22 protein-coding genes and 1 pseudogene are annotated in these 21877 nt (G+C 70.2%); 18 read left to right on the top strand and 5 right to left on the bottom strand.

The window, feature by feature from the left end; all coding sequences use genetic code 11:
- Window positions 1–2: 2 nt before the first annotated feature.
- The gene (locus tag AB0E90_RS24125; protein ID WP_360409653.1) at window positions 3–1598 is read right to left on the bottom strand and encodes a beta-N-acetylhexosaminidase; all 1596 of its coding nucleotides are present in this window, start codon (window positions 1596–1598) and stop codon (window positions 3–5) included.
- A gap of 74 nt (window positions 1599–1672) precedes the next feature.
- Between AB0E90_RS24125 and AB0E90_RS24120 the strand changes: the two genes are divergently transcribed.
- From AB0E90_RS24120 to AB0E90_RS24110, 3 genes are read left to right on the top strand one after another with little or no spacing between them, the layout of a single operon-like run.
- Window positions 1673–2953, top strand: coding sequence for a transcriptional regulator (locus AB0E90_RS24120; RefSeq protein ID WP_360409650.1), 1281 nt, complete (start codon window positions 1673–1675; stop codon window positions 2951–2953).
- Window positions 2950–4152, top strand: coding sequence for an amidohydrolase/deacetylase family metallohydrolase (locus AB0E90_RS24115; protein WP_360409647.1), 1203 nt, complete (start codon window positions 2950–2952; stop codon window positions 4150–4152). Before AB0E90_RS24120 ends, AB0E90_RS24115 begins: the two co-directional genes overlap by 4 nt.
- An 11-nt stretch (window positions 4153–4163) precedes the next feature.
- A complete protein-coding gene (locus AB0E90_RS24110; RefSeq protein WP_360409644.1) occupies window positions 4164–4541 on the top strand; it encodes a RidA family protein in 378 nt (125 codons plus the stop codon).
- On the opposite strand, the gene AB0E90_RS24105 is transcribed toward AB0E90_RS24110, so the two are convergent.
- On the bottom strand, window positions 4494–5408 hold the full coding sequence (locus tag AB0E90_RS24105; RefSeq protein WP_360409641.1) for an alpha/beta hydrolase fold domain-containing protein: 915 nt from the start codon (window positions 5406–5408) through the stop codon (window positions 4494–4496). The genes AB0E90_RS24110 and AB0E90_RS24105 overlap by 48 nt on opposite strands.
- 40 nt (window positions 5409–5448) lie before the next feature.
- Here AB0E90_RS24105 and AB0E90_RS24100 point away from each other — a divergent pair, with 40 nt between their 5' ends.
- From AB0E90_RS24100 to AB0E90_RS24065, 8 genes and pseudogenes are all read left to right on the top strand, one after another.
- Window positions 5449–6111 carry a DUF1961 family protein gene (locus AB0E90_RS24100; RefSeq protein WP_360409638.1) on the top strand — a complete coding sequence of 221 codons (663 nt, stop codon included), beginning with the start codon at window positions 5449–5451 and terminating at the stop codon, window positions 6109–6111.
- A 69-nt stretch (window positions 6112–6180) separates the two neighbouring features.
- Window positions 6181–6768 (top strand): DUF624 domain-containing protein, encoded by a 588-nt coding sequence (locus AB0E90_RS24095; protein ID WP_360409635.1) that lies wholly within the window; start codon window positions 6181–6183, stop codon window positions 6766–6768.
- Window positions 6765–8285 carry a hypothetical protein gene (locus AB0E90_RS24090; protein ID WP_360409632.1) on the top strand — a complete coding sequence of 507 codons (1521 nt, stop codon included), beginning with the start codon at window positions 6765–6767 and terminating at the stop codon, window positions 8283–8285. Before AB0E90_RS24095 ends, AB0E90_RS24090 begins: the two co-directional genes overlap by 4 nt.
- Window positions 8286–8287: 2 nt before the next feature.
- On the top strand, window positions 8288–9244 hold the full coding sequence (locus AB0E90_RS24085; protein WP_360409629.1) for an ABC transporter permease subunit: 957 nt from the start codon (window positions 8288–8290) through the stop codon (window positions 9242–9244).
- A complete protein-coding gene (locus AB0E90_RS24080) occupies window positions 9244–10119 on the top strand; it encodes a carbohydrate ABC transporter permease (RefSeq protein ID WP_360409626.1) in 876 nt (291 codons plus the stop codon). Before AB0E90_RS24085 ends, AB0E90_RS24080 begins: the two co-directional genes overlap by 1 nt.
- A 29-nt stretch (window positions 10120–10148) precedes the next feature.
- Window positions 10149–11075: pseudogene (locus AB0E90_RS24075) on the top strand (hypothetical protein); the annotation flags it as partial.
- On the top strand, window positions 10972–12774 hold the full coding sequence (locus AB0E90_RS24070) for a hypothetical protein (RefSeq protein WP_360409623.1): 1803 nt from the start codon (window positions 10972–10974) through the stop codon (window positions 12772–12774). The pseudogene AB0E90_RS24075 and the gene AB0E90_RS24070, both read left to right, overlap by 104 nt.
- A gap of 108 nt (window positions 12775–12882) precedes the next feature.
- Window positions 12883–13806, top strand: coding sequence for an arylamine N-acetyltransferase (locus tag AB0E90_RS24065; RefSeq protein ID WP_360409620.1), 924 nt, complete (start codon window positions 12883–12885; stop codon window positions 13804–13806).
- Here AB0E90_RS24065 and AB0E90_RS24060 read toward each other — a convergent pair.
- A complete protein-coding gene (locus AB0E90_RS24060; protein WP_360409617.1) occupies window positions 13714–14892 on the bottom strand; it encodes a hypothetical protein in 1179 nt (392 codons plus the stop codon). The two genes, AB0E90_RS24065 and AB0E90_RS24060, sit on opposite strands and share 93 nt — an antisense overlap.
- Window positions 14893–15005: 113 nt before the next feature.
- Between AB0E90_RS24060 and AB0E90_RS24055 the strand changes: the two genes are divergently transcribed.
- A complete protein-coding gene (locus AB0E90_RS24055; RefSeq protein ID WP_360409614.1) occupies window positions 15006–15350 on the top strand; it encodes a VOC family protein in 345 nt (114 codons plus the stop codon).
- Here the strand turns inward: AB0E90_RS24055 and AB0E90_RS24050 are convergent.
- Both AB0E90_RS24050 and AB0E90_RS24045 read right to left on the bottom strand, forming a co-directional pair.
- Window positions 15323–15889: a TetR/AcrR family transcriptional regulator gene (locus AB0E90_RS24050; protein WP_360409611.1), complete on the bottom strand. Its 567-nt coding sequence runs from the start codon at window positions 15887–15889 to the stop codon at window positions 15323–15325. The two genes, AB0E90_RS24055 and AB0E90_RS24050, sit on opposite strands and share 28 nt — an antisense overlap.
- The gene (locus AB0E90_RS24045; RefSeq protein ID WP_360409608.1) at window positions 15886–17013 is read right to left on the bottom strand and encodes an FAD-dependent monooxygenase; all 1128 of its coding nucleotides are present in this window, start codon (window positions 17011–17013) and stop codon (window positions 15886–15888) included. The genes AB0E90_RS24050 and AB0E90_RS24045 overlap by 4 nt, the downstream gene beginning before the upstream one ends.
- A 203-nt stretch (window positions 17014–17216) precedes the next feature.
- Between AB0E90_RS24045 and AB0E90_RS24040 the strand changes: the two genes are divergently transcribed.
- The 6 genes from AB0E90_RS24040 (at window position 17217) to AB0E90_RS24015 (ending at window position 21773) form a co-directional block, all read left to right on the top strand.
- A complete protein-coding gene (locus AB0E90_RS24040; RefSeq protein WP_360409605.1) occupies window positions 17217–17519 on the top strand; it encodes an urease subunit gamma in 303 nt (100 codons plus the stop codon).
- Window positions 17516–17890, top strand: a complete 375-nt coding sequence (locus AB0E90_RS24035) for an urease subunit beta (protein ID WP_360409602.1) — start codon at window positions 17516–17518, stop codon at window positions 17888–17890. The genes AB0E90_RS24040 and AB0E90_RS24035 overlap by 4 nt, the downstream gene beginning before the upstream one ends.
- Window positions 17887–19605, top strand: a complete 1719-nt coding sequence (locus tag AB0E90_RS24030; RefSeq protein WP_360409599.1) for an urease subunit alpha — start codon at window positions 17887–17889, stop codon at window positions 19603–19605. Before AB0E90_RS24035 ends, AB0E90_RS24030 begins: the two co-directional genes overlap by 4 nt.
- A complete protein-coding gene (locus AB0E90_RS24025; RefSeq protein WP_360409596.1) occupies window positions 19605–20252 on the top strand; it encodes an urease accessory UreF family protein in 648 nt (215 codons plus the stop codon). The genes AB0E90_RS24030 and AB0E90_RS24025 overlap by 1 nt, the downstream gene beginning before the upstream one ends.
- 85 nt (window positions 20253–20337) lie before the next feature.
- Window positions 20338–21009: an urease accessory protein UreG gene (ureG, locus tag AB0E90_RS24020; protein WP_360410153.1), complete on the top strand. Its 672-nt coding sequence runs from the start codon at window positions 20338–20340 to the stop codon at window positions 21007–21009.
- Complete coding sequence (locus AB0E90_RS24015; protein ID WP_360409593.1) at window positions 21009–21773, top strand: urease accessory protein UreD; 765 nt, start codon at window positions 21009–21011, stop codon at window positions 21771–21773. The genes ureG and AB0E90_RS24015 overlap by 1 nt, the downstream gene beginning before the upstream one ends.
- Window positions 21774–21877: the final 104 nt, after the last annotated feature.

Raw genomic sequence — 21877 nt, 5'->3', positions numbered from 1 at the left:
ACTCAGCGGAGGTCGGCGGTCATCTCGTGGAGTTCGGCCAGCCGGTCCGGGAGGCTGCGCGGGTTGCCGGGGGCATCCGGGCGATCATCCCCGGATCGCGGGCCGGACATCGGCCGGTAGTTCACGCCCAGGGCGTCGAGGCGCGGCAAGTGTGCGTCCAGCCGACGGCGGAAACCACCGTAATCGCGAACGGTGGTAGACCAGACCGTCTCCGCGAACGCGCACAGCCGCGGGTAGGTCATGTAGTCGACGCGGCGGGCCGACTCCATGTGCTCGGTCCACACGTTGACCTGTCCACCGAGCACGTTGGCCGCCTCCGCCCCGGACAGCCCCGCCGGGATCGGGTCGAAGTCGTAGACGTCGGCAAGCGTAAGCAGCGTGCCCACCGGCGTCGGCTCGCCCGGGTCGTCCGACTGCCGATAGTCCAGGTAACACGAAATATCAGGACAGGAAACCACGGAGATTCCGGCCTTGGCGGCGGTCACGGCCGGCGAAACCCCACGCCAGGCGGCAATCACCGACTTCGGGGGTACGTCGTGAGCCAGCAGCTCGTCCCAGCCGAAAACCCGCCGCCCCCGGGCCGCCAGGAACGCCGCCATCCGCCCGGTGAACCAGCCCTGCAGTTCCGACGGCCCGCCAAGCCCTTCCCGCGCGATCACCGGGTTGTCCGCCCACTCGCCGGCCGGGCACTCGTCGCCACCGATCCCGATCAACGGCGACGGAAAGATCGAGCACACGTACGCCAGCACGTCCCGGCAGAAGCCCATCGCCTCCGCCGACAGGTTGAGCACGTGCGGAGAGATCCCCCACCCGCTGCGCACCGGCCCCTCATAGCCGTTACCGAGCGAGGGGTACGCGGCGATCGCGGCCTGCATGTGCCCCGGCATATCCACTTCGGGCACCACCGTCACGAAGCGCTGCGCCGCATAGGACACGATCTCCCGCAGGTCATCGGCCGTATAGAACCCGCCGTGCGGCCGCCCGTCGTACCGCCCGTGCATCCGGGCACCGAGCATCGTCTCCCGCCGCCACGCCCCGACGCTGGTGAGCCGCGGCCACCCCGGCACCTCGATCCGCCATCCCTGGTCGTCGGTCAGGTGCAGGTGCAACACGTTGAGCTTGTGAAACGCCGCCAGATCAACAAACCGCAGCACGTCCGCCACCGGCATGAAGTGCCGCGCAACGTCAAGCATCACGCCCCGCCACGCAAAGCGCGGCGAGTCCGAGATGTCAGCGAACGGCACCGCCCAGCCTTCGTCCTTCTTCGGCCGCAACCGGCCCTCGGCAGGCAGCCGCAGCAACGAGCCGGACGGAAGAAGCTGCCGCAACGTCTGCGCTCCGTAGAAGACCCCAGCAGCGGATCCGCCAAGGATCGAGACTCCGTCCTCGGCGATGCGAAGGGCATACCCCTCGGTCGACAGCCCGGGGTCAACCGCCAATCGCAGTGCTGCCGGCTCCCCCATGGGAAGGGGGAAGCACAAAGCATGGCGAAGCCAATCGGCGACGCCGTCGAGTCCTTCTCCGGCCGACAGGAGCGCGTCCGGCCCCAGCGAGAAAGCGCCGCCACCAAGACGGATCGCCGACGCCAGCGGAATCACGGGACCTCCGAAACGAACCAGGTTCGCATATAGTTCGTTGGTCGGGAGCTGGTGTCAACGGAACGAGCGGTGTGATGCGGATCGGGTTGGTGGTGCCGGCCGGGCATCGGCAGCGCTTCGCTGACGCCGCGCGGATCGTTGACGGGGTCGAGCTCGCCTGGGCGGTCTATGAGCGGGACGACGAGATTCGCGATCTGGTCGGTGGGCTGCTGCGTGAGTCGCGGCTCGACGGGCTGCTGATGGGCCTCCTGCCGTGGGCCCACAGTCGTGACCTGCTGCCACCCTCCCTGCCGGTGGCCGTCACCCGACAGGTGGCGCTCGATCTGGCCCTCGCCTGGGCCCGGGCGCGCGGCAACGGCTGGGCGGCGACGCCGGTCGCGATCGACACGTTCGACCGGGAGATCGTCGACGAGGTCGCGGGGGCGCTCGAGCTCGATGCGGCGCAGATTGCGACGCTGCCGTTCGATCCGGGCCAGCCGATCGACGAGATCGTCGCCTTTCACCGGAAGCGGCTCGCGGAGACCGGGGCGAGCTACCTCATCACCGGGCGGACGGCGGTAGCAGCCATTCTCGGCCGGGAGGCGGCCGTGCTGCATGCGGCGCCGACGGCCGAGACGATTCGTGCCGGCCTGCACGAGCTGGTGCTGCGAGCGCGGGAGCGGCAGCGGTTCGCCACCGGGTTGTTCGTGCTCGGCGCGCCGGGCAGCGACCGCGCCCGGGTCGGGCTGCAGCACCTGTTGCTGCACACGCCCGAGTTCGCGGACGCGTGGATCGACCAGCGCGGGCACCGGGCGCTGCTGGTGTTCGCGCCGGCGTCGCTGTTCGAGGCGGCGACCCGGCAGTGGGTCGGGCTTCCGGTGCTCGGCGATGCCCGCGACCAGTTGGGCATGCGGGTGGTGGCGGGCTTCGGGATCGGCGGGTCGGCCCGGCTCAGCGTCGATCTCGCCGAGCAGGCGGCGGCCCGCGCCGAGCAGGAGCCGGGCTCGGTGGCCTATCTGTTCACCGACGACGGGGTGACCATCGGCCCGATGGGCGCGATCGGCGCGGCGCCCCCACTGACCTGGACCCACCGCGAGCACGGCGCGCTGGAGATCCTGGCCACCAAGGCCGGCTTGAGCCCGGCGACGCTGTCCCGGCTCGCCTCGGTGGAGCGCGGGCTCGGTGGCCGGCTGATCTCCCCGGGCGAGCTGGCCAAGGCCCTCGGGATAACCGACCCGAGCGGCCGCCGGCTGATCCGCAAGCTGACCGACGCCGACCTGGTGATCGAGGGCGGCAGCACCCAGGTGACCCGAAAGGGCCGCCCGGCCCGGCTCTACCGGCTGGCCATCACGAGCGCCCTGGAGGCCGCGGAGTGACGTGGGATCTGTTGCTGGCCGGGGGTGAGCCGTTCGACGTGGCGGTCGAAGGTGGACGGATCGCGGCCACCGGGAAAGGGCTGCCCCGCACCGGGGCGCGAGTTGTCGAGGACGTCGGCGGGCTGCTCGTCACGCCGGGGCTGATTGATCTGCACACGCACGTCGGGCCGGGTTACTGGGGCATCGCGCCCGATCCGATCGCCTGGCACACCGGGGTCACCACCTGGGTGGATGCCGGGACGGCGGGGGCGTTCACGCTCGACGGCCTGCTGCGCAGGAGCTTCGACGTCCGGGTCGTGGGGCTGCTCAACATCTCGGCGGTGGGGCTCTCCGGGCGCACCGGGGAGAGCCGCGATCTGGGCAACTGTGATGTCGCGCTGGCGATCGACACGGTGCAGGCGCACCGGGACCGGATCTTCGGGATCAAGGTGCGGATCGACCGGGAGACGGTGGGCGACAACGGGGTGGAGCCGCTGCGGCGGGCCATCGCCGTCGGAGAGGCCTGCGGGGTGCCGGTCATGGCGCACGTCGGGTCCGCTCCCCCGGCCGTCGACGAGGTGCTCGATCTGCTGCGGCCGGGCGACATCGTCACGCACTGCGCCAGCGGCATCGCGTCGCCGGTCGGGCCGGCGGCGGTCCGGGCCGGTGCGCGCGGGGTGCTGTTCGACCTGGGGCACGGGTCGGGCGGGTTCGCGTTCGACGTCCTCGAGCGGCAGCTCGACCTGGGGCTGCGGCCACACACGATCTCCACCGACCTGCATGCGCGCTCGGTGTACGGGCCGGCCTTCGACCTGCCCACCACGATGGCGAAGGTGCTGGCGGCCGGACTGCCGCTGGCCGAGGTGATCGAGGCGGTGACGGTGCGGCCCGCGGCGGCGCTCGGGCTCGACGGCGGCACCCTCGACGTGGGGGCGCCGGCCGACCTCGCGGTCTTCGCCGTGGAGCCCGGCGCGTTCGAGGTCGCCGACGCGCATCTGCAGGTGCGCACCGCGCCGTTGCGTCTGGTCAATGTGGCGACGTACCGGAAAGGGCAGAAATTGACGCCGCGCCTGCCGGAACCACCGGCGCCGTGGATTCCGCTCACCGGCGCGCAACGCGCCGCGTTGAGCCGCCGGGAGCGTGACCTTCGCGCTCTGCTCAGCCAACCGCTGGTCGGCCCGGACGGGCTGGCCGACCAATTCCCACGAGAAACCAAATAGGAGTGAACGAGATGCCCAAGCGCGCGATGGTGACCGACAAGGCAGCCCCGGCCGGTGGGCCCTATTCGCACGCCGTCGTGGCCGGCGACACCATTTATCTGGCCGGCGCGGTGCCGGCGCGGCCCGACGGATCCTTCGTGACCGGCAGTTTCGCCGAGCAGGCGCACGCCGCTTTCGGCAATCTGGCCGCGGTGGCCGAGGCGGCCGGCGCCAGCCTCGACGACGCCGTGCGGGTGGGTGTCTATCTGCGCGACTTCGGCGATTTCGCCGAGCTCAACGAGATCTACGCGCAGTACATCAAGGGCGACAACCTTCCGGTGCGTACGACATTGCCGGTGCCGCTAGTGGGCTTCGACATCGAGATCGACGCGATTCTCTACAAGGGCTGACGCGAAGAAGGCGAGTGACCCGGTTTCACCGGCCGGCTGATTCAAATGGCCGTGCGGCATTCCGCGCGCCAGATAGCAGGAAACCGCGACGTCGCAGGAAGCCAGCTGACGGGCCAGCAGCTCGCCCGAGGTGCGCAGGTCGTCGTACTCGGAGAGCACCAGGTGGACGGGCGGCAGTCCGGTCAGCCGGGCGGCGCCGGGCAGCGCGTCCGGCGGCAGGTCGGTGATCCGGCCGACGTAGTTGCGGACCATGTCCTCGACTCCGGCCGCGGTGAAACGTGCGCCCGGCGGCAGCGAAGCGGACAGCGACGCCGCCAGTTCGGCGTCCGCGGCCGGGTTGGGGAAGTGCGTGAACGGATAGGCCAGCAGCAGCGCGTCCGGGACCGGCAGTCCGGCGTCCCGGGCGCGCAGTGCGGCGGCCAGCGCGAGGGCGGCGCCGGCGCTGGCGCCTCCGATCGCCCGCCGCGCCGGCAGATCAACCGCGGCGACCAACCACAACCAGGCCGCATGTACGTCGTCGAGCGGCACCGGATAACGCACTCCCCCGACCGCCAGCCGATAGTCGACCGACACCACGTAGGCGCCGGCAGCGGCCAGCGTCGCGCTGACCCAGTCGGCCTCGGGCATGTCCAGCGTGCCGTGCCGGAAGCCGCCGCCGTGCGCCCAGAGCAGGGCCGCGGCCGGCCGGCGATCGGGGCGGTAGGTGCGCAGCGAGATCGGGCCGTGCGGGCCGGGGATGCTGATCTCGCCGATGACGACTCCGGCGGGCGCGGGCGGGCTGACCGGCGGGGCGGGTTCGGGACCGGCTCCGGTCAGGAACCGTTCGCGCGCGGCGAGGCGTTCGGCGTGGTGCTGGTCGAGCGGCATGGGTCCCCCGGGTCGAGTTGAAACGTATAGAGTTCCGTCAATGCTTTACCACAACAGCCTCAGCACGGCCGCCGATATCGCGGACTTCCGGATGGAGGGCGACGGCGCGGTCTCGTTCCCGCAGGGCCGGCTGCGACTGGAGAGCCGGCGCCCGCCCGAGGACGGCCAGGACGCCAACATCGTGCTGTGGTGCCCGCCGGATCTCGGCCCGGACTTCACCGCGACCTGGGATTTCTGGCCCGTCCGGGAGCCGGGGCTGGCCATCCTCTTCTTCCACGCCCGCGGCCGGAACGGCGAGGACATCTTCGAGCTCGCGCCGCGTACCGGGCCCTACGAGCAATATCACCACGGCGACCTGAATGCCTACCACGTGTCCTATTTCCGCCGGATGTGGCCGTCGGAGCGCCGATTGCACACGTGCAACCTGCGCAAGAGCTACGGCTTCCATCTGGTGGCTCAGGGCCCCGATCCGTTGCCGGCGGCGCTGGACGCGCAGGGCCCGTACCGGATGCGGCTGACCGTCCACGGTGGAGTCATATCCTTCGAGGTCGCAGGCCTGTTGACCTTCAGCTGGACGGATCCGGAGCCGCTGCCCGGCGGCCGGATCGGCTTCCGGCAGATGGCGCCGATGATCGGCGAGTACGCCAACCTGGCCATCGAAGCCCCTGATCTACCTGCTGGAAAGGGTTTTCCGGAGCGTTGACTTTGAGACGATTCAAAGTTACGTTCCTCGATACCTGTTAACCCGCCCGACACAACGGCAGGGGGCGCGATGGCACTGCGGCTATACGCGGCCGCTGACGAGGTCTATTGGGCGGTGAAGCTCAGTCTGCTGTGGACGATAGGCACTCTGGCCGGTGGCGTGGTTCTCGGGGTCGGCCCGGCCACGCTCGCGGCGTACACCATTGCTCGTCGCCATGCCGCCGGCGAGACCGGATCGTCCTTCGTCCGTGCCTACCGGGTGGAATTTCGGCGGGGTTCCGCCGTCGTCCTTCCGATCGCCGCGGCGATGACGCTGCTGGTCATCAACTATCACTGGCTCACCGATCGGGCTGCGAAGAACACCACCCTGGCCGCCCTGGCCCTGCTCGCGGTAATCGCGGCCCATCTGCTCCCGATGGCCGTGCACTACGACCTCCGGACGCCTGCCCTTCTCCCCAAGGCCTCGCTGTTCGCTCTGCTCCGTCTGCCCGCATCCGTCCTGCTGCTGTTCACCGCCGTCGCGATCGGTTACGCGGTCATCGCGTACCCCGTCCTGCTGGTGGTCGCCGTAGGCGGGTGGATCCAGCTGAACACCTGGCTCTGCCTGCGCCTGTTCGCCGAGAACGAGGCGCTCCGAAACGCAAGGGGGATCACATGAAGACAAGCGTGGCGGCCGTGGCCGCCCTGAGCCTGATATTGGCGGGTTGTGGCGACGGCGGCAGCGAGACCAGCAGCGACACCATCACGGTGATGGCGCCGTTGTTCGGCACCGCGCCCAACCCGGACGGCGAGCTGCAGCAGGCCGTGCAGAAGCTGATCGGCAAGAAGCTCCAGATCACCTGGGTGCCGAACGCCGACTACAACGAGAAGACCAACGTCACGCTCGCCTCCAACAATATGCCGCAGGTCATGGTCATCCAGGGCGACAAGCAGGCCGCGTTCGTCCAGGCCGCGCAGGCCGGCGCGTTCTGGGACCTGACCGGCAAGCTCGACAAGTATCCGAACCTCAAGCCGGCCGACCCGACGACCGGGAAGAACGCCACGGTCAACGGCAAGACCTACGGCATGTACCGGATTCGCCCGTTGCTGCGCTCGGCCATCACGATCCGCAAGGACTGGCTGGACAAGCTCGGTCTGCAGATGCCGAAGACGGTCGACGACCTGCAGGCCATCGCCAAGGCGTTCACCGAGCGCGACCCGGACGGCAACGGCAAGAAGGACACGTACGGGCTGATCGTTCCGAAGTGGCCCGGCAACTACGCCAGTTCCAGCCCGTACGACGTGATCGAGACCTGGTTCGGAGCGCCCAACGGCTGGGGCGAGCGGGGCGGCAAACTCGTCCCCGGCTTCGACACCGAGGAGTTCATCACCGCCAACAAGTGGCTCAAGAACTGGGTCGACCAGGGCTGGATCAACCCCGACTTCGCCACTCTCGACAGCGCCAACTGGAACAAGCCGTTCGTGCAGGGCCGTGGCGGCATCATCATCGACGTCAACGTCCGCTCCGCCGACCTGGTCAAGCTGTTCAAGGAGCAGGACCCGAAGAACTTCGACAAGGTCGCCCTGGCCGGCAACCTGGCGCGAGCCGACGGACAGAAGTTCTCCGCCCCCTTCCCCGGTTACAACGGCATCGTCGCGATTCCCCGGCAGAAGGTGAAGAGCGAGGAACAGCTCGACCAGATCCTCCAGGTGCTCGACAAGATGCAGACCAAGGAGGGCACGGTCCTGCTCACCAACGGGATCGAGGGGCGCAACTTCAAGCTCCAGGACAAGTACGCCGTGCCGCTGGACGAGGACAACCCGCAGATCAAGACGATCAACAATGACGTGGAGAAGGCGTTCATCCAGCTCGGCACCCGGGCCAGCATCGGTCTCGGCGCCTATCCGCCGATGCCGGCCGACGAGCCCTCCCGCAACCTGCTCGTGCAGCGGGAACAGCTGGCGACCGAGGACCTCAAGACCGCGGTGCACAACCCGGCGCTCGGCGTCGTCTCCGACTACTACATCAAGCAGGGCAAGACCCTTGACCTGATCATCCCGGACGCCCGGATCAAGTACCTGTCCGGAGACATCACCGAGGAGCAGCTCCGGGCCGAGGTCAAACGGTGGTACGCCGAGGGCGGCACCAAGATCGCCGAGGAGACCAACGAGCTCGTGGCGAAACTCGGCAAGTAACCGTGGCCACTGACCTGGAACAACGGCCGGCGGTCGACGCGCCGCCGGCCGAGCGGGCGAAAAGCCACCGCCTTCTCAAGAACGGCTGGCTGTACGTGATGCTGCTCCCCGGCCTCGCGTACTTCCTGATCTTCCGGTACTGGCCGATGTACGGCCTGAGCATCGCGTTCCAGGACTACCTGCCGTTCCTGGGCTACCAGGACAGCCCGTGGGTCGGGCTCAAGCACTTCGAGGAGCTGTTCGCCGGCCCCGACTTCGGCCGCCTGATGTTCAACACCGGGCTGCTGGCGCTGCTCACCGTGGTGTTCGTCTTCCCGGCCCCGATCGTCGTGGCGCTGATGCTCAACGAGATGCGCCGCAAGGTCGTGCGGCAGTCGATCCAGTCGGTGATCTACATTCCGCACTTCCTGTCCTGGACGATCGTGGCGTCGGTGACCTACCTGCTGTTCTCGGCCGACTTCGGGGTCATCGCCGGCTGGATCAACGACATCGTCGGCGGCCCGCGCGCCGACTACGTGGCCCAGGAGGAGTGGTTCCGGCCGGTCGTCATCCTCCAGCTGCTGTGGAAGCAGACCGGCTGGGGCACGATCATCTACCTGGCCGCGCTGGCCGGGGTGGACACCCAGCTCTACGAGGCGGCCCGGGTCGACGGCGCCGGCCGGTGGCGGCAGTTCTGGCACATCACGCTGCCCGGCATCCGGCCCGCGATCGTGGTGATGGCGATCCTGACCACCGGGCATCTGCTCGACTCCGGCTTCGAGCAGATCTGGCTGATGACCTCGTCGCTCAACCGCTCGGTGGCCGACGTCTTCGACACCTACGTCTACTACATCGGCATCACCCAGGGCTCGTACAGCTACTCCACCGCGGTCGGGCTGTTCAAGGGTGTGGTCGGGGTGCTGCTCATCTACGGCTCGAACCTGCTCTCGAAGCGGCTCGGCGAGCGGGGGTTGTTCTGATGGTGAAGGACAATTCTCCGGCGGGGCGGGCTTTCGACGTACTCAATGCTGTCGTGCTTTTTGGTCTGGCTGCCGTCACGCTCCTGCCCTTGCTGTATGTCGCCGCCGGGTCGTTCGCCTCGGAGGGTGAGATCGCCGCGCGGCCGTTCTTCCTGTGGCCGAACAAGATCGTCACCGACACGTACGACTACATCTTCTCCACCGGGGTGTTCGTGCGGGCGCTGATCACCACCATCTGCGTCACCCTGGTCGGCACCGTCATCCAGGTCGGGCTGACCCTGACCATGGCGTACCCGCTGGCCAAGCGGCAGCTTCCCGGCCGCGCCCTGGTCCTCAACCTGGTGATCTTCACGCTCGTGTTCAGCGGCGGCATGATCCCCACCTACCTGGTGGTGCGCAATCTCGGCCTGCTCGACAGCTATTGGGCGCTGATCTTGCCGCTGGCCATCAATCCGTTCTACCTGATCATCGTGAAGACGTTCTTCCAGCAGCTGCCCGAGGCCCTGGAGGAGGCGGCCCGGATCGACGGGTGCACCGAGCTCGGCGTCTTCCGCCGCATCGTGCTGCCGCTGTCCAAGCCGATCATCGCGACGTTCTCGCTGTTCTACGCGGTCGGCATCTGGAACGACTACATGTCGCCGCTGCTCTACATCAACGACAACCAGAAGTGGACGCTCCAGGTGCTCGTCCGCCAGCTCACCGCGCCCAACGCGGACTCGGCGAACGCGCTGCAAGCCCTGGACTCCACGCTCTTCCCCGAGCAGGGGCTGAAGTTCGCGATCATCGTGATCGCGACGCTGCCGATCCTGCTGGTCTACCCCTTCCTGCAGAAGCATTTCGCGAAGGGCGTCCTGATCGGATCCGTGAAGGAGTAACCGTGGAACGTCGCCGCGTCCTGGCCGGCATGGCCGCTGTGCCTTTTGTTACGAAAATCTCGAGTCTGGAGAAAGCCGCTGTGCCTGCCGACGTGCACCTGACCTGGCTGGAGGGCCGGCCCGGCTCGTCGGCCACCACCACCTGGGGCACGCCGTGGCCCCAGGGCGCGGTTCCGGGCAACCAGACCTTCAAGCTCTCGGACCCGGCGGTGCCGCTGCAGAGCTGGCCGCTCGCCTACTGGCCGGACGGCACTCTCAAGTGGAGCGGCCACGCCATCGCCGCGGCATCGCCCGCCGATTCGTACACGCTGGTAGCCGGTGTTCCGGAGAGTCCGCCGGTGCCGGTCGTGGTAAAAAATCAGCAAAAATACGTGGAAGTCAACACCGGCATCATCCGCGTCCGCATCCCCAAGCGCGGCCGTGAACTGATCAGCCAGCTGTGGCGCGGCGACACCCTGATCGCCTCCCGCGGCACCTTGATCAGCTTGCGGCAGGAGCAGATCGAAGGCCCTTCGCGGGCGACACATCAGCTCGACAGCGAGATCAAATCGGTGGTGGTCGAGCAGAACGGGCCGGTTCGCGCGGTCATCCGGATCGACGGCAAGCACGGGACCTGGCTGCCGTTCACCATCCGGCTCGTCTTCTTCGCCGGCGCGGAGAGCATCCGGATGATGCACACGTTCATCTACGACCGGGACGGTTCGCGCGACTACATCGCCGGGCTCGGCGTCCGGTTCCAGGTGCCGATGCGGGACGCCGCCTACGACCGGCACGTCCGCTTCGTCGGCGACGGGCACGGCACGCTCGGCGAGGCGGTGCAGGGCATCACCGGGCTGCGGCGGGACCCCGGGCTTGCGGTCCGCCAGGCGCAGATCGCCGGCACCGCTCTGCCCGACCCGGCGACCTGGGACCAACGGGTCACGACCCGCCTGCAATACATCCCCCAGTGGGGCGACTACTCACTCAGCCAGCTCACCGCCAACGGCTTCACGATCAAGAAGCGGACCAAGCAGGGGGTACGGGTGGGTCTCCGTCGACCAGGGGCAGCGCGCCTCCGGCCTCGCCTACGTCGGCGGGGTCACCGGCGGATTCGCGGTCGGCCTCAAGGATTTCTGGCAACGCCACCCCACGCAGCTCGACATCCGCCGGGCGCACACCGCGGAGGCCGAGGTCACGGTGTGGCTGTGGTCTCCGGACGCCGGGCCGATGGACATGCGCTTCTATCACGACGGGATGGGCCAGGACACCTATCCGGAGCAGCTCGAAGGTCTCAACATCACCTACGAGGACTACGAGCCCGCTTTCGGTACGCCCTACGGCATCTCGCGCACGAACGAGCTGACCCTGTGGGCGCTGGCCGCGACGCCCTCCGCCGCCACCTTGGGCGCGATGGCCGACCAGGTCCGCACGCCGCCGCAGCTGATCAACCCGGTCTCGCAGCTGGTGTCGGCGCGTGTCTTCGGCGGCCTGTTCGCGCCGGTCGACCGCACCGACCCGCTGAAGGCCTCCATCGAGGACAAATTGGACTTCTTGTTCGACTTCTACCGGCGTCAGGTCGACCAGCGCCACTGGTACGGGTTCTGGGACTACGGCGACATCATGCACACCTTCGACGAGGACCGCCTGGTCTGGCGCTACGACGTCGGTGGCTACGCCTGGGACAACTCGGAGCTCTCCCCCGACCTGTGGCTCTGGTATGCCTTCCTGCGCTCCGGCCGCGCCGACATCTTCCGCTTCGCCGAGGCGATGACCCGGCACACCGGCGAGGTCGACGTCTACCACCTGGGCAAATGGGCCGGCCTCGGCACCCGGCACGGCGTGCAGCATTGGGCCGACAGCGCCAAGCAGCAGCGCATCAGCACCGCCGTCTACCGCCGCATCTACTACTTCCTGACCGCCGACGAACGCACCGGCGACCTGCTGTCGGAACTGGTCGACTCGGACCAGACGTTCCTGGTCCTCGACCCGCTCCGCAAGATCCGCACCGAGCCCTACACCCCCGACCCGCACGCCCTGTCGATCGGCCTCGGCACCGACTGGAGCGGCCTGGCCGCCGCCTGGCTGACCGAGTGGGAACGCCGCGGCCCGTCCGCCGCCCTGGCCAAGGCCAAGCTGCTCGGCACGATGGAGACGATCGCCGCGATGCCGAACGGCTTCGTCACCGGCAGCGGCCTCTACGACCTGGACACCGGCCGCTTCGCCCCGGTCACCGCGAAAACGGTGAGCGTCTCCCACCTGAGCGCCATGTTCGGCCAGGTGGAGATCTGCGCCGAGGTGATCGACCTGGTGGACATGCCGGCTTTCGAGGCCGCATGGCTGCAGTACTGCCGCCTGTTCAACGCCACCGCCGCCGAGCAGACCGCCGAGTGCGGCGCCTCCTTCGGCAACTTGATCCTCCGCCAGGGCCACGCCCGCCTGACGGCCTACGCCGCAGTGCGCCTGAACAGCCCCGACCTGACCACCCGAGCCTGGAAAGACTTCTACACCGGCGACGGCTACGCCCCCACCCTCCCGTGGAAGAGCGAACACGTGACCTCAACCCTGACGCCAACCGACGCGGCGACATGGGTGTCAACAAACACCACGGCCCTCTACGGCCTGGCCGCAATCCAAAACCTGGCCCTGGTAGGCAACAAAATCACCGCCCCCGCCTGATCACTGCCCATCAGAACTAGTCGCTGCCCAACTAGGCATATAGCATGATCGGCATCCCCGAGGAGAGGAGTTTGGGATGCCGATCGATGCTCGATTAGGGTTGAGCGGGTGGGTGCGGCCATTGACTTCTCCGGATATTTGCGGCGGCTTGGGGTGGGGCGGGAGCGGCCCAGTGTTGATGGGCTCAAGGCTCTTCACCGGGCTCACGCTGAGCGGGTGCCCTACGAATGTCTGGAAATCTGGCTCGGGCGGGCCACCACGGTTGAGCCCGGCGATTCGATCGGGCGGATTCTGCACGGGCGTGGGGGTTACTGCTTTCACCTCAACGGGGCCTTCTCCGAGCTGCTTCGGGAGCTTGGCTATGCCGTCACCCGGCACTACGGCGGGGTGCAGGGCAACGCGGGGCTGACGGCCGGGGCCACCGGGAACCATCTCGTGCTCACCGTGTCCGGGCTGCCCTCCGATGAGGCGCCGGGCGGGGAATGGCTGGTCGACCTGGGCATGGGGGACGGGATCTACGAGCCTCTGCCGCTCGTTGAAGGCGAATACCGGCAAGGGCCGTTCACCTACCGCCTGTCGCGGTCAGTCGTCGAGCCCGGCGGGTGGCGGTTCGAGCATGATCCGCGTGGTGGGTTTCTCGGGATGGATTTCCGGAGCGGGAGCGTCGAGATGCCGGCCTTCGCCGAGCGGCATCAGGAGCTCTCCACCTCGCCCGAGTCCGGGTTCGTGCGTGTTGCCACCGTGCAGCGGCGCGATGCCGGTGGGACCGACGTCGTGCGCGGGCTGGTGCTCACCCGGGTCGGGGACGACCAGCGGCGGGTCACGCTGGAGCGGCGGGACGACTATTTCGCGGCCCTGGCCGACGTCTTCGGAATCACTCTCGACGACGCCGACCGGGACCGGCTCTGGCCGCGACTCGTCGCGGCGCACGAGCGGTGGTCAGCCCTCGGTGACGGTCAGGGCGGCCAGGCCGGCGACGGCCTGCACGTCGAAGCCGATGCCGGCGGCGTCCCAGCCGTTGGCGGTGAATGACTGGCCGGGGGCGATGCCCCGGTGCGTGGCGCCGTCCAGGGTGATCGCGCCCGCCCCGGACTGCACCTGCACCCGCACCGGTGCGGTGCCGCCGGCCAGGTGCAGCAGCCACTGGTCGACGCCGCCGGTCATCCGCACCGGGACCAGGGTGGTCGGCGCGGGCAGGGTCAGGTCGATGCGGCTGGCGCCGCCGTGCAGCTCGACCCCGTCCACCTCGGCGCCGGTCATGTCCACCTTGGTCTGCGCGGTGCCGCCGTCCATCCACAGCGTCCATCGCACCGAGCGGTTCAGCACGATCGTCACCTCCGACGGACCGCCGTGCACGCCGGCCGCCAGGTGCAGCCGGACCCCGCTGTCGTCCTCCTCCGCCCGCGGGGTCACGCCGCTGCCCGCCGGGGTGGTGATCCGATAGAGGTCGTCGCCCAGGTCGCCGGCCCGCACCTGCACCGACGCGGCGCCGTCGACCAGCTCGAACACCGCCGCGGTGCGCCCACTCACCGGACCGCTGGCCGAGTCGCCGCTGGCCCCGTTCCGGCCGACCGCCTCGGTCCGTTCCGGGTCGTCGCCCCAGCGCGGGGCGATCAGGATCGCCGCCGCCATTCCGGCCAGGAACAGGACGACGCCGGCGACGAGCAGTGGCCGCCGGTGACGCCGCACCCGCGAAACCCGTTCCTCGGCGGGCGGACCCCACCCGGGCAGGTCGAGCTGGTGGTCCTCGGCGGTGAGATACGTCTCGGCCAGCGGGTAGTGCTCGAACGGGACGGTGGCCGGCGAATAGTCGCGGGCGTCGACCGGCTCGAAGCCCACCGGGTCGGTGTCCTCGTCGGCCGGCCCGGGCCACTCCCCCGTCGGCTCGTCGTCGAGGTGCGTCTCCGCCGGGTAGTTCTGCGCCAGCGGCCCGGCCACCGGATAACGCTCCACCGGGTATTCGCCGGTGGCGTACTGCTCGGCACCGGGCCGTTCGCCCTGAAATTGCTCGTCAGAGGCGGGGGGTGGGGCCGCGCCGAAGTCCTCTTGGACGTGGTCGGCGTAGTCGAAGACGTCGTCGGGCTCCGGCGGGTCCTCGCCGGGCGGGTGGGGCGTCATCGTTCCTCCTGGGTGGGATGCGCCGCCGTTCGGCGTGCTTCCTCGGCCTTCACTACGGACGAAAGGCACCGGGGGGTTGACCTGAACCAAGGTTCACGTAGTCGGATCAAGTCATGGAGATAACTGGACTGGGCTGGCTGGGCACCCGAACCGACCGCTCCGAGGCCCTCGTCGGCTTCTATCGGGACGTGCTCGGGCTGCGTGAGACGTACGCGTCCGACGGGTTCTGGGTGTTCACACTGCCGAACGGATCGCAGGTCGAGGTGTTCGGCGAACAGAGCGGCAAGGACGTGTTCGACACCGGGCCGGTGGCCGGGTTCGCGGTGCGGGACCTGCCGGCGGCAGTGGCCGAGCTACGGGCCGCGGGGGTGGAGATCGTCGGCGAGCCGGGCGAGAGCTGGCAACACTTCCGCGGCCCGGACGGCAACATCTATGAGCTGGTGGCCGCAGTCAGATAGCGCTGGATGGTCGGGCCCACCCAATCGGCGGCCTCGTCGGGAGTCATCGCCACCACCGGGGGCAGGCGCAGCACGAACCGGCACAGGGCGAGCCCGAGCATCTGGCTGGCGACCAGGCCGGCCCGCCGCGGCGCGTCGGCCGGATCGGGACAGGCGGCCTCGGCCAGCGGCAGCAGCTGACCGCCGAACAGCTCACGCATGCGGTCGGCGGCTGCCTCGTTGGTGGCTGCCGCGCGCAGCAGCGCGGTCAGCGTCTCGTCGACCTCCCAGCGCCGCAGGAAGTGGCGGGCCAGGGTGGCGCCCAGCTCCCCGGCCGGGATCGACGCCGCGTCGGGCAGCTGCAGGTCGAACTCGGCCGCCGCCGCGAACAGCTTCTCCTTGTTGCCGTAGTAACGCATCACCATGGACGGGTCGATGGCGGCGTCGGCGGCGATCGCGCGGATGGTGGCCCGCTCGTAGCCGTCGCTCGCGAACCGCTCGCGGGCGGCGACGAGGATCGCCGCCCGGGTGGCGTCGGATCTGCGCACGGCCGAGGTCATGCCGAGATCGTAGACAGCCCGGACAGCCGCATCGCGAGCCGCCGCCGGACCGCCGGGACCCGGCCGGCCAGCGGGAGGACGGTGTTGCGGGCGGCGATCAGCGGACCCTGGCGCAGCGTGGCCATCCGGGTCATCCGATCGGTGAACGCCACCACCCCGGCCGCGACCGGGCGCCGGGTCCGCTCGTAACGGTCGAGGTCACTGCCGTCGGCGAGCACGGCGGCCAGCTCGATCGCGTCCTGGATGCCGGTGTTCATGCCCTGGCCGCCGGCCGGGCTGTGCACGTGGGCGGCGTCGCCGGCCAGGAAGATCCGCCCGGCGCGGTAGTGGTCGGCGAGCCGGTGATGCACCCGGAAACGCGAGCTCCACATGATCTCCCGGACGCGGGCCGGCGACCGCGCCGGGCCGCGCACGTCGAGCAGGGCCTGCACGTCGGCGGCCGTCGGCTGCTCGGGCGCTTCGTCGAGGGTGGCGACGATGCGATGCCGGCCGCCGGGCAGCGGCGCGACCACGACCAGCCCGGCCGGCGCGAAGAACAGCTGCACCTCCGCGCCGGGCAGCTCCCAGTCCATCCGCACGTCGGCCAGCACGAAGGACTGCGCGTAACGATCGCCGCGGAAGCCGATGCCGCTGAGCTCACGCACGGTGCTGTGCATGCCGTCGGCGCCGACCAGGTACCGGGCGCGAACGGTGTCACCCCCGGCAAGATCGGCCGTCACGCCGCCGTCGTCCTGCCGGACACCGGTGACCTCCGCCTGACGGCGAACGGAAACCCCGAGCTGGGCGAGGCGTCCGGCGAGGATCTCCTCGGTCTCGCTCTGCGGCAACATCACGGTGTACGGGTACGGCGTGGGCAACCCGTCGAAGTCGATGCTCACGAGCGCCCGATCGCGGTCACGCACCGTGAATCGGGGCACGATCACCCCCCGCTCCACCAGCTCCTTCGTGACGCCCAGCTCGTCGAGCACCTCGAGGGTGCGGGCGTGGATGACGGCCGCGCGGGACGTGTTCGTGCCGGCGGCGGCGCGGTCGACGACGGTCACGCCGACGCCGCGGGTGGTGAGTGCGGCGGCCAGTGTGAGCCCGACCGGGCCGGCCCCGGCGATCAGCACATCTGTCTCCATCGAGCTGCCCTCCCTGTTTGCCAACAACTGTTGGCAACAAGGTAGTCGATGCCAACGCTTGTTGGCAAACACTTGTTGGCAACGCTGGGCGGTGGGTTCTGAGGGTTTTGCCGGCCGGTCATGGGTTCCGTGTTGAGATAGAGGTCCGGTAACACATGGGAAACTTCCGGCTGCGAGCATTTCGGCGAATCAGGGAGGCTCGTTTGTTCCTCAGCCAGCACGAGCAGGAACGCTTGCTGATCCATGTCGCGGCCGACGTGGCCCGGCGACGGCAAGAGCGTGGGCTCAAGCTCAACCATCCAGAGGCGACCGCGATCATCACGGCGTTCCTGTTGGAGGGTGCGCGCGACGGGCGCACCGTGGCCGACCTGATGGACGCCGGGCGGCGCGTGCTGACCCGCGACGACGTCATGGAGGGCGTGCCCGAGATGCTGGTCGAGGTGCAGGTCGAGGCGACCTTTCCGGACGGGACCAAGCTCGTCACCGTGCACGGGCCGATCGCATGATCCCGGGCGAGGTCATCCTGGGTGAGGGGTCCATTGAGATCAACCCGGGCCGCGAGGTGCTGTCGCTGACGGTGCGTAACACCGGGGACCGGCCGGTGCAGGTCGGCTCGCACTTCCACTTCGCCGAGTCGAACGCGGCGCTCGAGTTCGACCGGGCCGCCGCCTGGGGTTACCGCCTCGCGGTGCCGGCCGGCACGTCGGTGCGGTTCGAGCCGGGCATGCCGCGCGACGTCGATCTGGTCGCGCTGCAGGGCAACCGGATCGTGCCGGGCCTGCGCGGCCTGGCCGGTGGATCGCTCGACGGAGTTGTCCCGGAAGCGCCGGCGCCCGCGGCCGAACCCACCGAACCCGAGAACGGCAGCCCGCGATGACCACACTCGACCGCGGGCGGTACGCCGCCCTCTACGGACCGACCACCGGCGACCGGATCCGGCTGGCCGACACGAACCTGCTGATCGAGGTCGAGGAGGACCGCAGCGCCGGTCCAGAGCCGGGCGACGAGGTCGTCTTCGGCGGCGGCAAGGTCATTCGCGAGTCGATGGGACAGTCTCGCGCCACCCGCGCCGAGGGCACTCCGGACACCGTGATCACCGGCGCCGTCATCCTCGACCACTGGGGCATCATCAAGGCCGACGTGGGCCTGCGCGACGGCCGGATCGTCGGGATCGGCAAGGCCGGCAACCCGGACACGATGAACGGCGTGCACCCCGACCTGGTGATCGGGCCGGGCACCGAGATCATCGCCGGCAACGGCAAGATCCTCACGGCCGGCGCGATCGACAGCCACGTGCACCTGATCAGCCCCACCATTCTGGACACCGCCCTGGCCACCGGCATCACGTCGATCATCGGCGGCGGCACCGGGCCGGCCGAGGGCACGAAAGCCACCACCGTCACGCCGAACGCCTGGCATCTCGCGCGGATGCTGGAAGCCATCGACGTCCACCCGGTCAACGTGCTGCTGCTCGGCAAGGGCAACACCATGTCGGAGGAGTCGATGTGGGAGCAGCTGCGCGGCGGGGCGGGCGGTTTCAAGCTGCACGAGGACTGGGGCACCACGCCCGCGGTCATCGACGCCTGCCTGAAGGTCGCGGACGCCTCCGGGGTGCAGGTCAACATCCACACCGACACGCTGAACGAGGCCGGCTTCGTCGAGGAGACGCTGCGGGCGATCGCCGGGCGGTCCATTCACGCGTATCACACCGAGGGCGCCGGCGGCGGGCACGCGCCGGACATCATCACGGTCGCCTCGCACCCGAACGTGCTGCCGTCGTCGACCAACCCGACCCGGCCGTACACCCGGAACACGTTGTCCGAGCACCTCGACATGCTGATGGTCTGCCACCACCTGAACTCGTCGGTGCCGGAGGACCTGGCCTTCGCGGAGAGCCGGATCCGGCCGTCCACCATGGCCGCCGAGGACGTGCTGCACGACCTGGGCGCGATCTCGATGATCGGCTCGGACTCGCAGGCGATGGGCCGGGTCGGCGAGGTCGTGATGCGCACCTGGCAGACCGCGCACGTGATGAAGGCCCGCCGGGGCGCCCTGGCCGGCGACGGCGCGGCGGACAACAACCGCGCGAAACGCTATGTCGCGAAATACACGATCTGCCCGGCGGTGGCGCACGGCATGGCGTCGCAGGTCGGTTCGGTCGAGGTCGGGAAGCTCGCCGACCTGGTGCTGTGGGACCCGGCGTTCTTCGGGGTGCGGCCCGCCCTGGTCATCAAGGGCGGCATGATCGCGCTGGCACAGATGGGCGACGCGAACGCCTCCATCCCCACCCCGCAGCCGATGCTGCCCCGGCGGATGTTCGGGGCGTACGGCGCGGTGCCGGCCCAGACCTCACTCGCCTTCGTCGCGCCGGCCGCGATCGACGCGCTGCTCGGCGACCGGATCGGCGTGAAGCGCGCCTTCGCGGCGGTCGACGACACCCGGCAGGTGGGCAAGGCCGACATGCCGCTCAACGACGCCACGCCGCGCATCGAGGTCGAGCCGGACACCTTCACCGTGCGTATCGACGGTGAGGTCGTGGAACCCGATCCGGTCACCAGCCTGCCGATGGCACAGCGTTACTTCCTGTTCTGATGAGTCTCGCGACATTGCTGGTGCTCGCCGACGGGCGGCTGCCGGCCGGCGGTCACGCCCACTCCGGCGGGCTCGAGGCCCAGGTCTCGGCCGGCCGGGTGCGCGACCTCGACGACGTGTTCGGCTTCCTGCGCGGCAAGCTCGCCACCGGCGGCCTGGTCGCGGCCGCGTTCGCCGCGGCCGCCTGCCGCCGGCCGGCCGAGTGGGCGCTGCTGGACGACGGGCTCGACGCCCGCACGCCCTCCCCCGCGCTGCGTAAGGCCTCGCGCGCCCAGGGCCGGGCGCTGTTGCGCGCCGGCCGATCGATGTGGCCGACGCCGGTGCCGGTGCCGCGGGACATGCATCAGCCGGTGGCGCTGGGGCTGCTCGCGGCGGGCGCCGGGCTGGGGCCGCACGAGGCCGCCATCACTGCCGCGCACGGCACCACCACCGGGTCCGCCAGCGCCGCGGTGCGGCTGCTCGGGCTCGACCCCTATGCGGTGCACGGGCTGCTGGCCCGGCTCGCTCCCGAATGTGACCGGATCGCGGCCGAGGCCGCGCGCCGGTCCGACGACCCGGTCGACGATCTGCCGGCCTCGGGTTCTCCCCTGCTCGACATCGGCGCCGAGCATCACGCCACCTGGGAGGTGCGTCTCTTTGCATCCTGACCACGAACACGGTGAGCCGACCGGCGGAGCCTGGCCGCGACCGAGCGAGAACTACGTCGCCCCGCACACCCACGAGCCCGACGAGGTGCCGCACACCCACCCCGACCCGGGCGTCGACCCCCATACGCCGCTCGGCGCCGGGCCGCGCGCGCTGCGGGTCGGCATCGGCGGGCCGGTCGGCTCGGGCAAGACCGCGCTGGTCGCCGCCCTGTGCCGGGCGCTCGGCACGGAGCTGCGGCTGGCCGTCGTCACCAACGACATCTACACCACCGAGGACGCCGACTTCCTGCTGCGCAACGGGGTGCTGCCGGCCGAGCGGATCCGCGCGGTCGAGACCGGGTGCTGCCCGCACACCGCCATCCGCGACGACATCTCGGCCAACCTGGACGCGGTCGAGGAACTCGAGGACACACTCGGCCCGCTGGACCTGGTGCTGGTGGAGAGCGGCGGCGACAACCTGACCGCGACCTTCAGCAAGGGCCTGATCGACAAGCAGATCTTCGTGGTCGACGTGGCCGGTGGCGACAAGGTGCCGCGCAAGGGCGGTCCCGGCGTCACCGCCGCCGACCTTCTGGTGATCAACAAGACCGACCTCGCCCCGATGGTCGGGGCCGACCTGTCGGTGATGGAGCACGACGCCCGGCATCGCCGGGGCGAGCTGCCCACCGTGTTCCTGTCGCTGGTCGAGGACCGCCACGGCACCGCCGTCGCCGACTGGATCCGCGCCCTGGTGGCGGCTCGGGTGCCGGCCGTCTGATGCGAGCCCTCGCGCAGGTCGTCGCCGAGGCGGACGGTCGCGGCGGCACCCGGCTCACCGTTCTGCGCGGCGAATCGCCGCTGCTGCTGCGCCGCACCGGCGGCCGCTCCGGCGGTGGCTTGACGGTGCACCTGGTGGGTGGTGCGGCCGGGCCGCTGCGCGGTGACGACCTGCGGCTGGAGGTCACCGTGGGTGTGGGCGCGGACCTCACGGTACGCAGTGTGGCCGCGCAACTGGCTCTGCCGGGACGGCCGGGCCCGGCCTCCCGCCTCACCATCCACGCGTCGGTGGCCGGCACGCTGCGGTGGCTGCCGGAGCCGCTGATCGCCGCCGCCGGCTGCGACCACTACACCGAGACGGTGGTCGAGGTCGCCGAGGGCGGCGAGCTGCTCTGGCGGGACGACCTGGTCTGCGGCCGGCACGCCGAGCCGTCCGGCGATGCCCGGCTGGACACCACGATCCGGTACGGCGGGCGCACGCTCTACCGGCACGCCCTCGGGGTGGGCCGGCACGCCGACGGCTGGGACGGCGCCGCCGTGCTCGGTTCCGGGCGGGCTGTGGGCACGGTGGTGGCGGTGCCGGGCCTGCCGGGGACGCTGACCGCCTCGCCGGGCGCCGCGCTGATGCCGCTGGCCGGGCCGGGAGTGCTGGCGACCGCCGTCGGGGCGGACATCCGGCAGGTGCAGGCGGCCTTGGATCCGCTGTGTGCGCCGGTGGTGGCCGAGCCCGTACCGGTGGCGGCCGGAGCGCCGTTGGCGGCCTGAGCGGCGTCTGGCGGGCCCGGAAGGGGGCGGCCCGCGGTTGCTCCGAGGCAGGGACGGGCTTGATGCGGTTGGGGGTGGCCTACCCGCGTACATCTGCCGGCGAA

The organism is Actinoplanes sp. NPDC026619, assembly GCF_040638295.1.
Classification (GTDB): domain Bacteria; phylum Actinomycetota; class Actinomycetes; order Mycobacteriales; family Micromonosporaceae; genus Actinoplanes.
The sequence above is the reverse complement of the archived record's forward strand: the minus strand, read 5'-3'. Positions and strand labels throughout refer to the sequence as shown.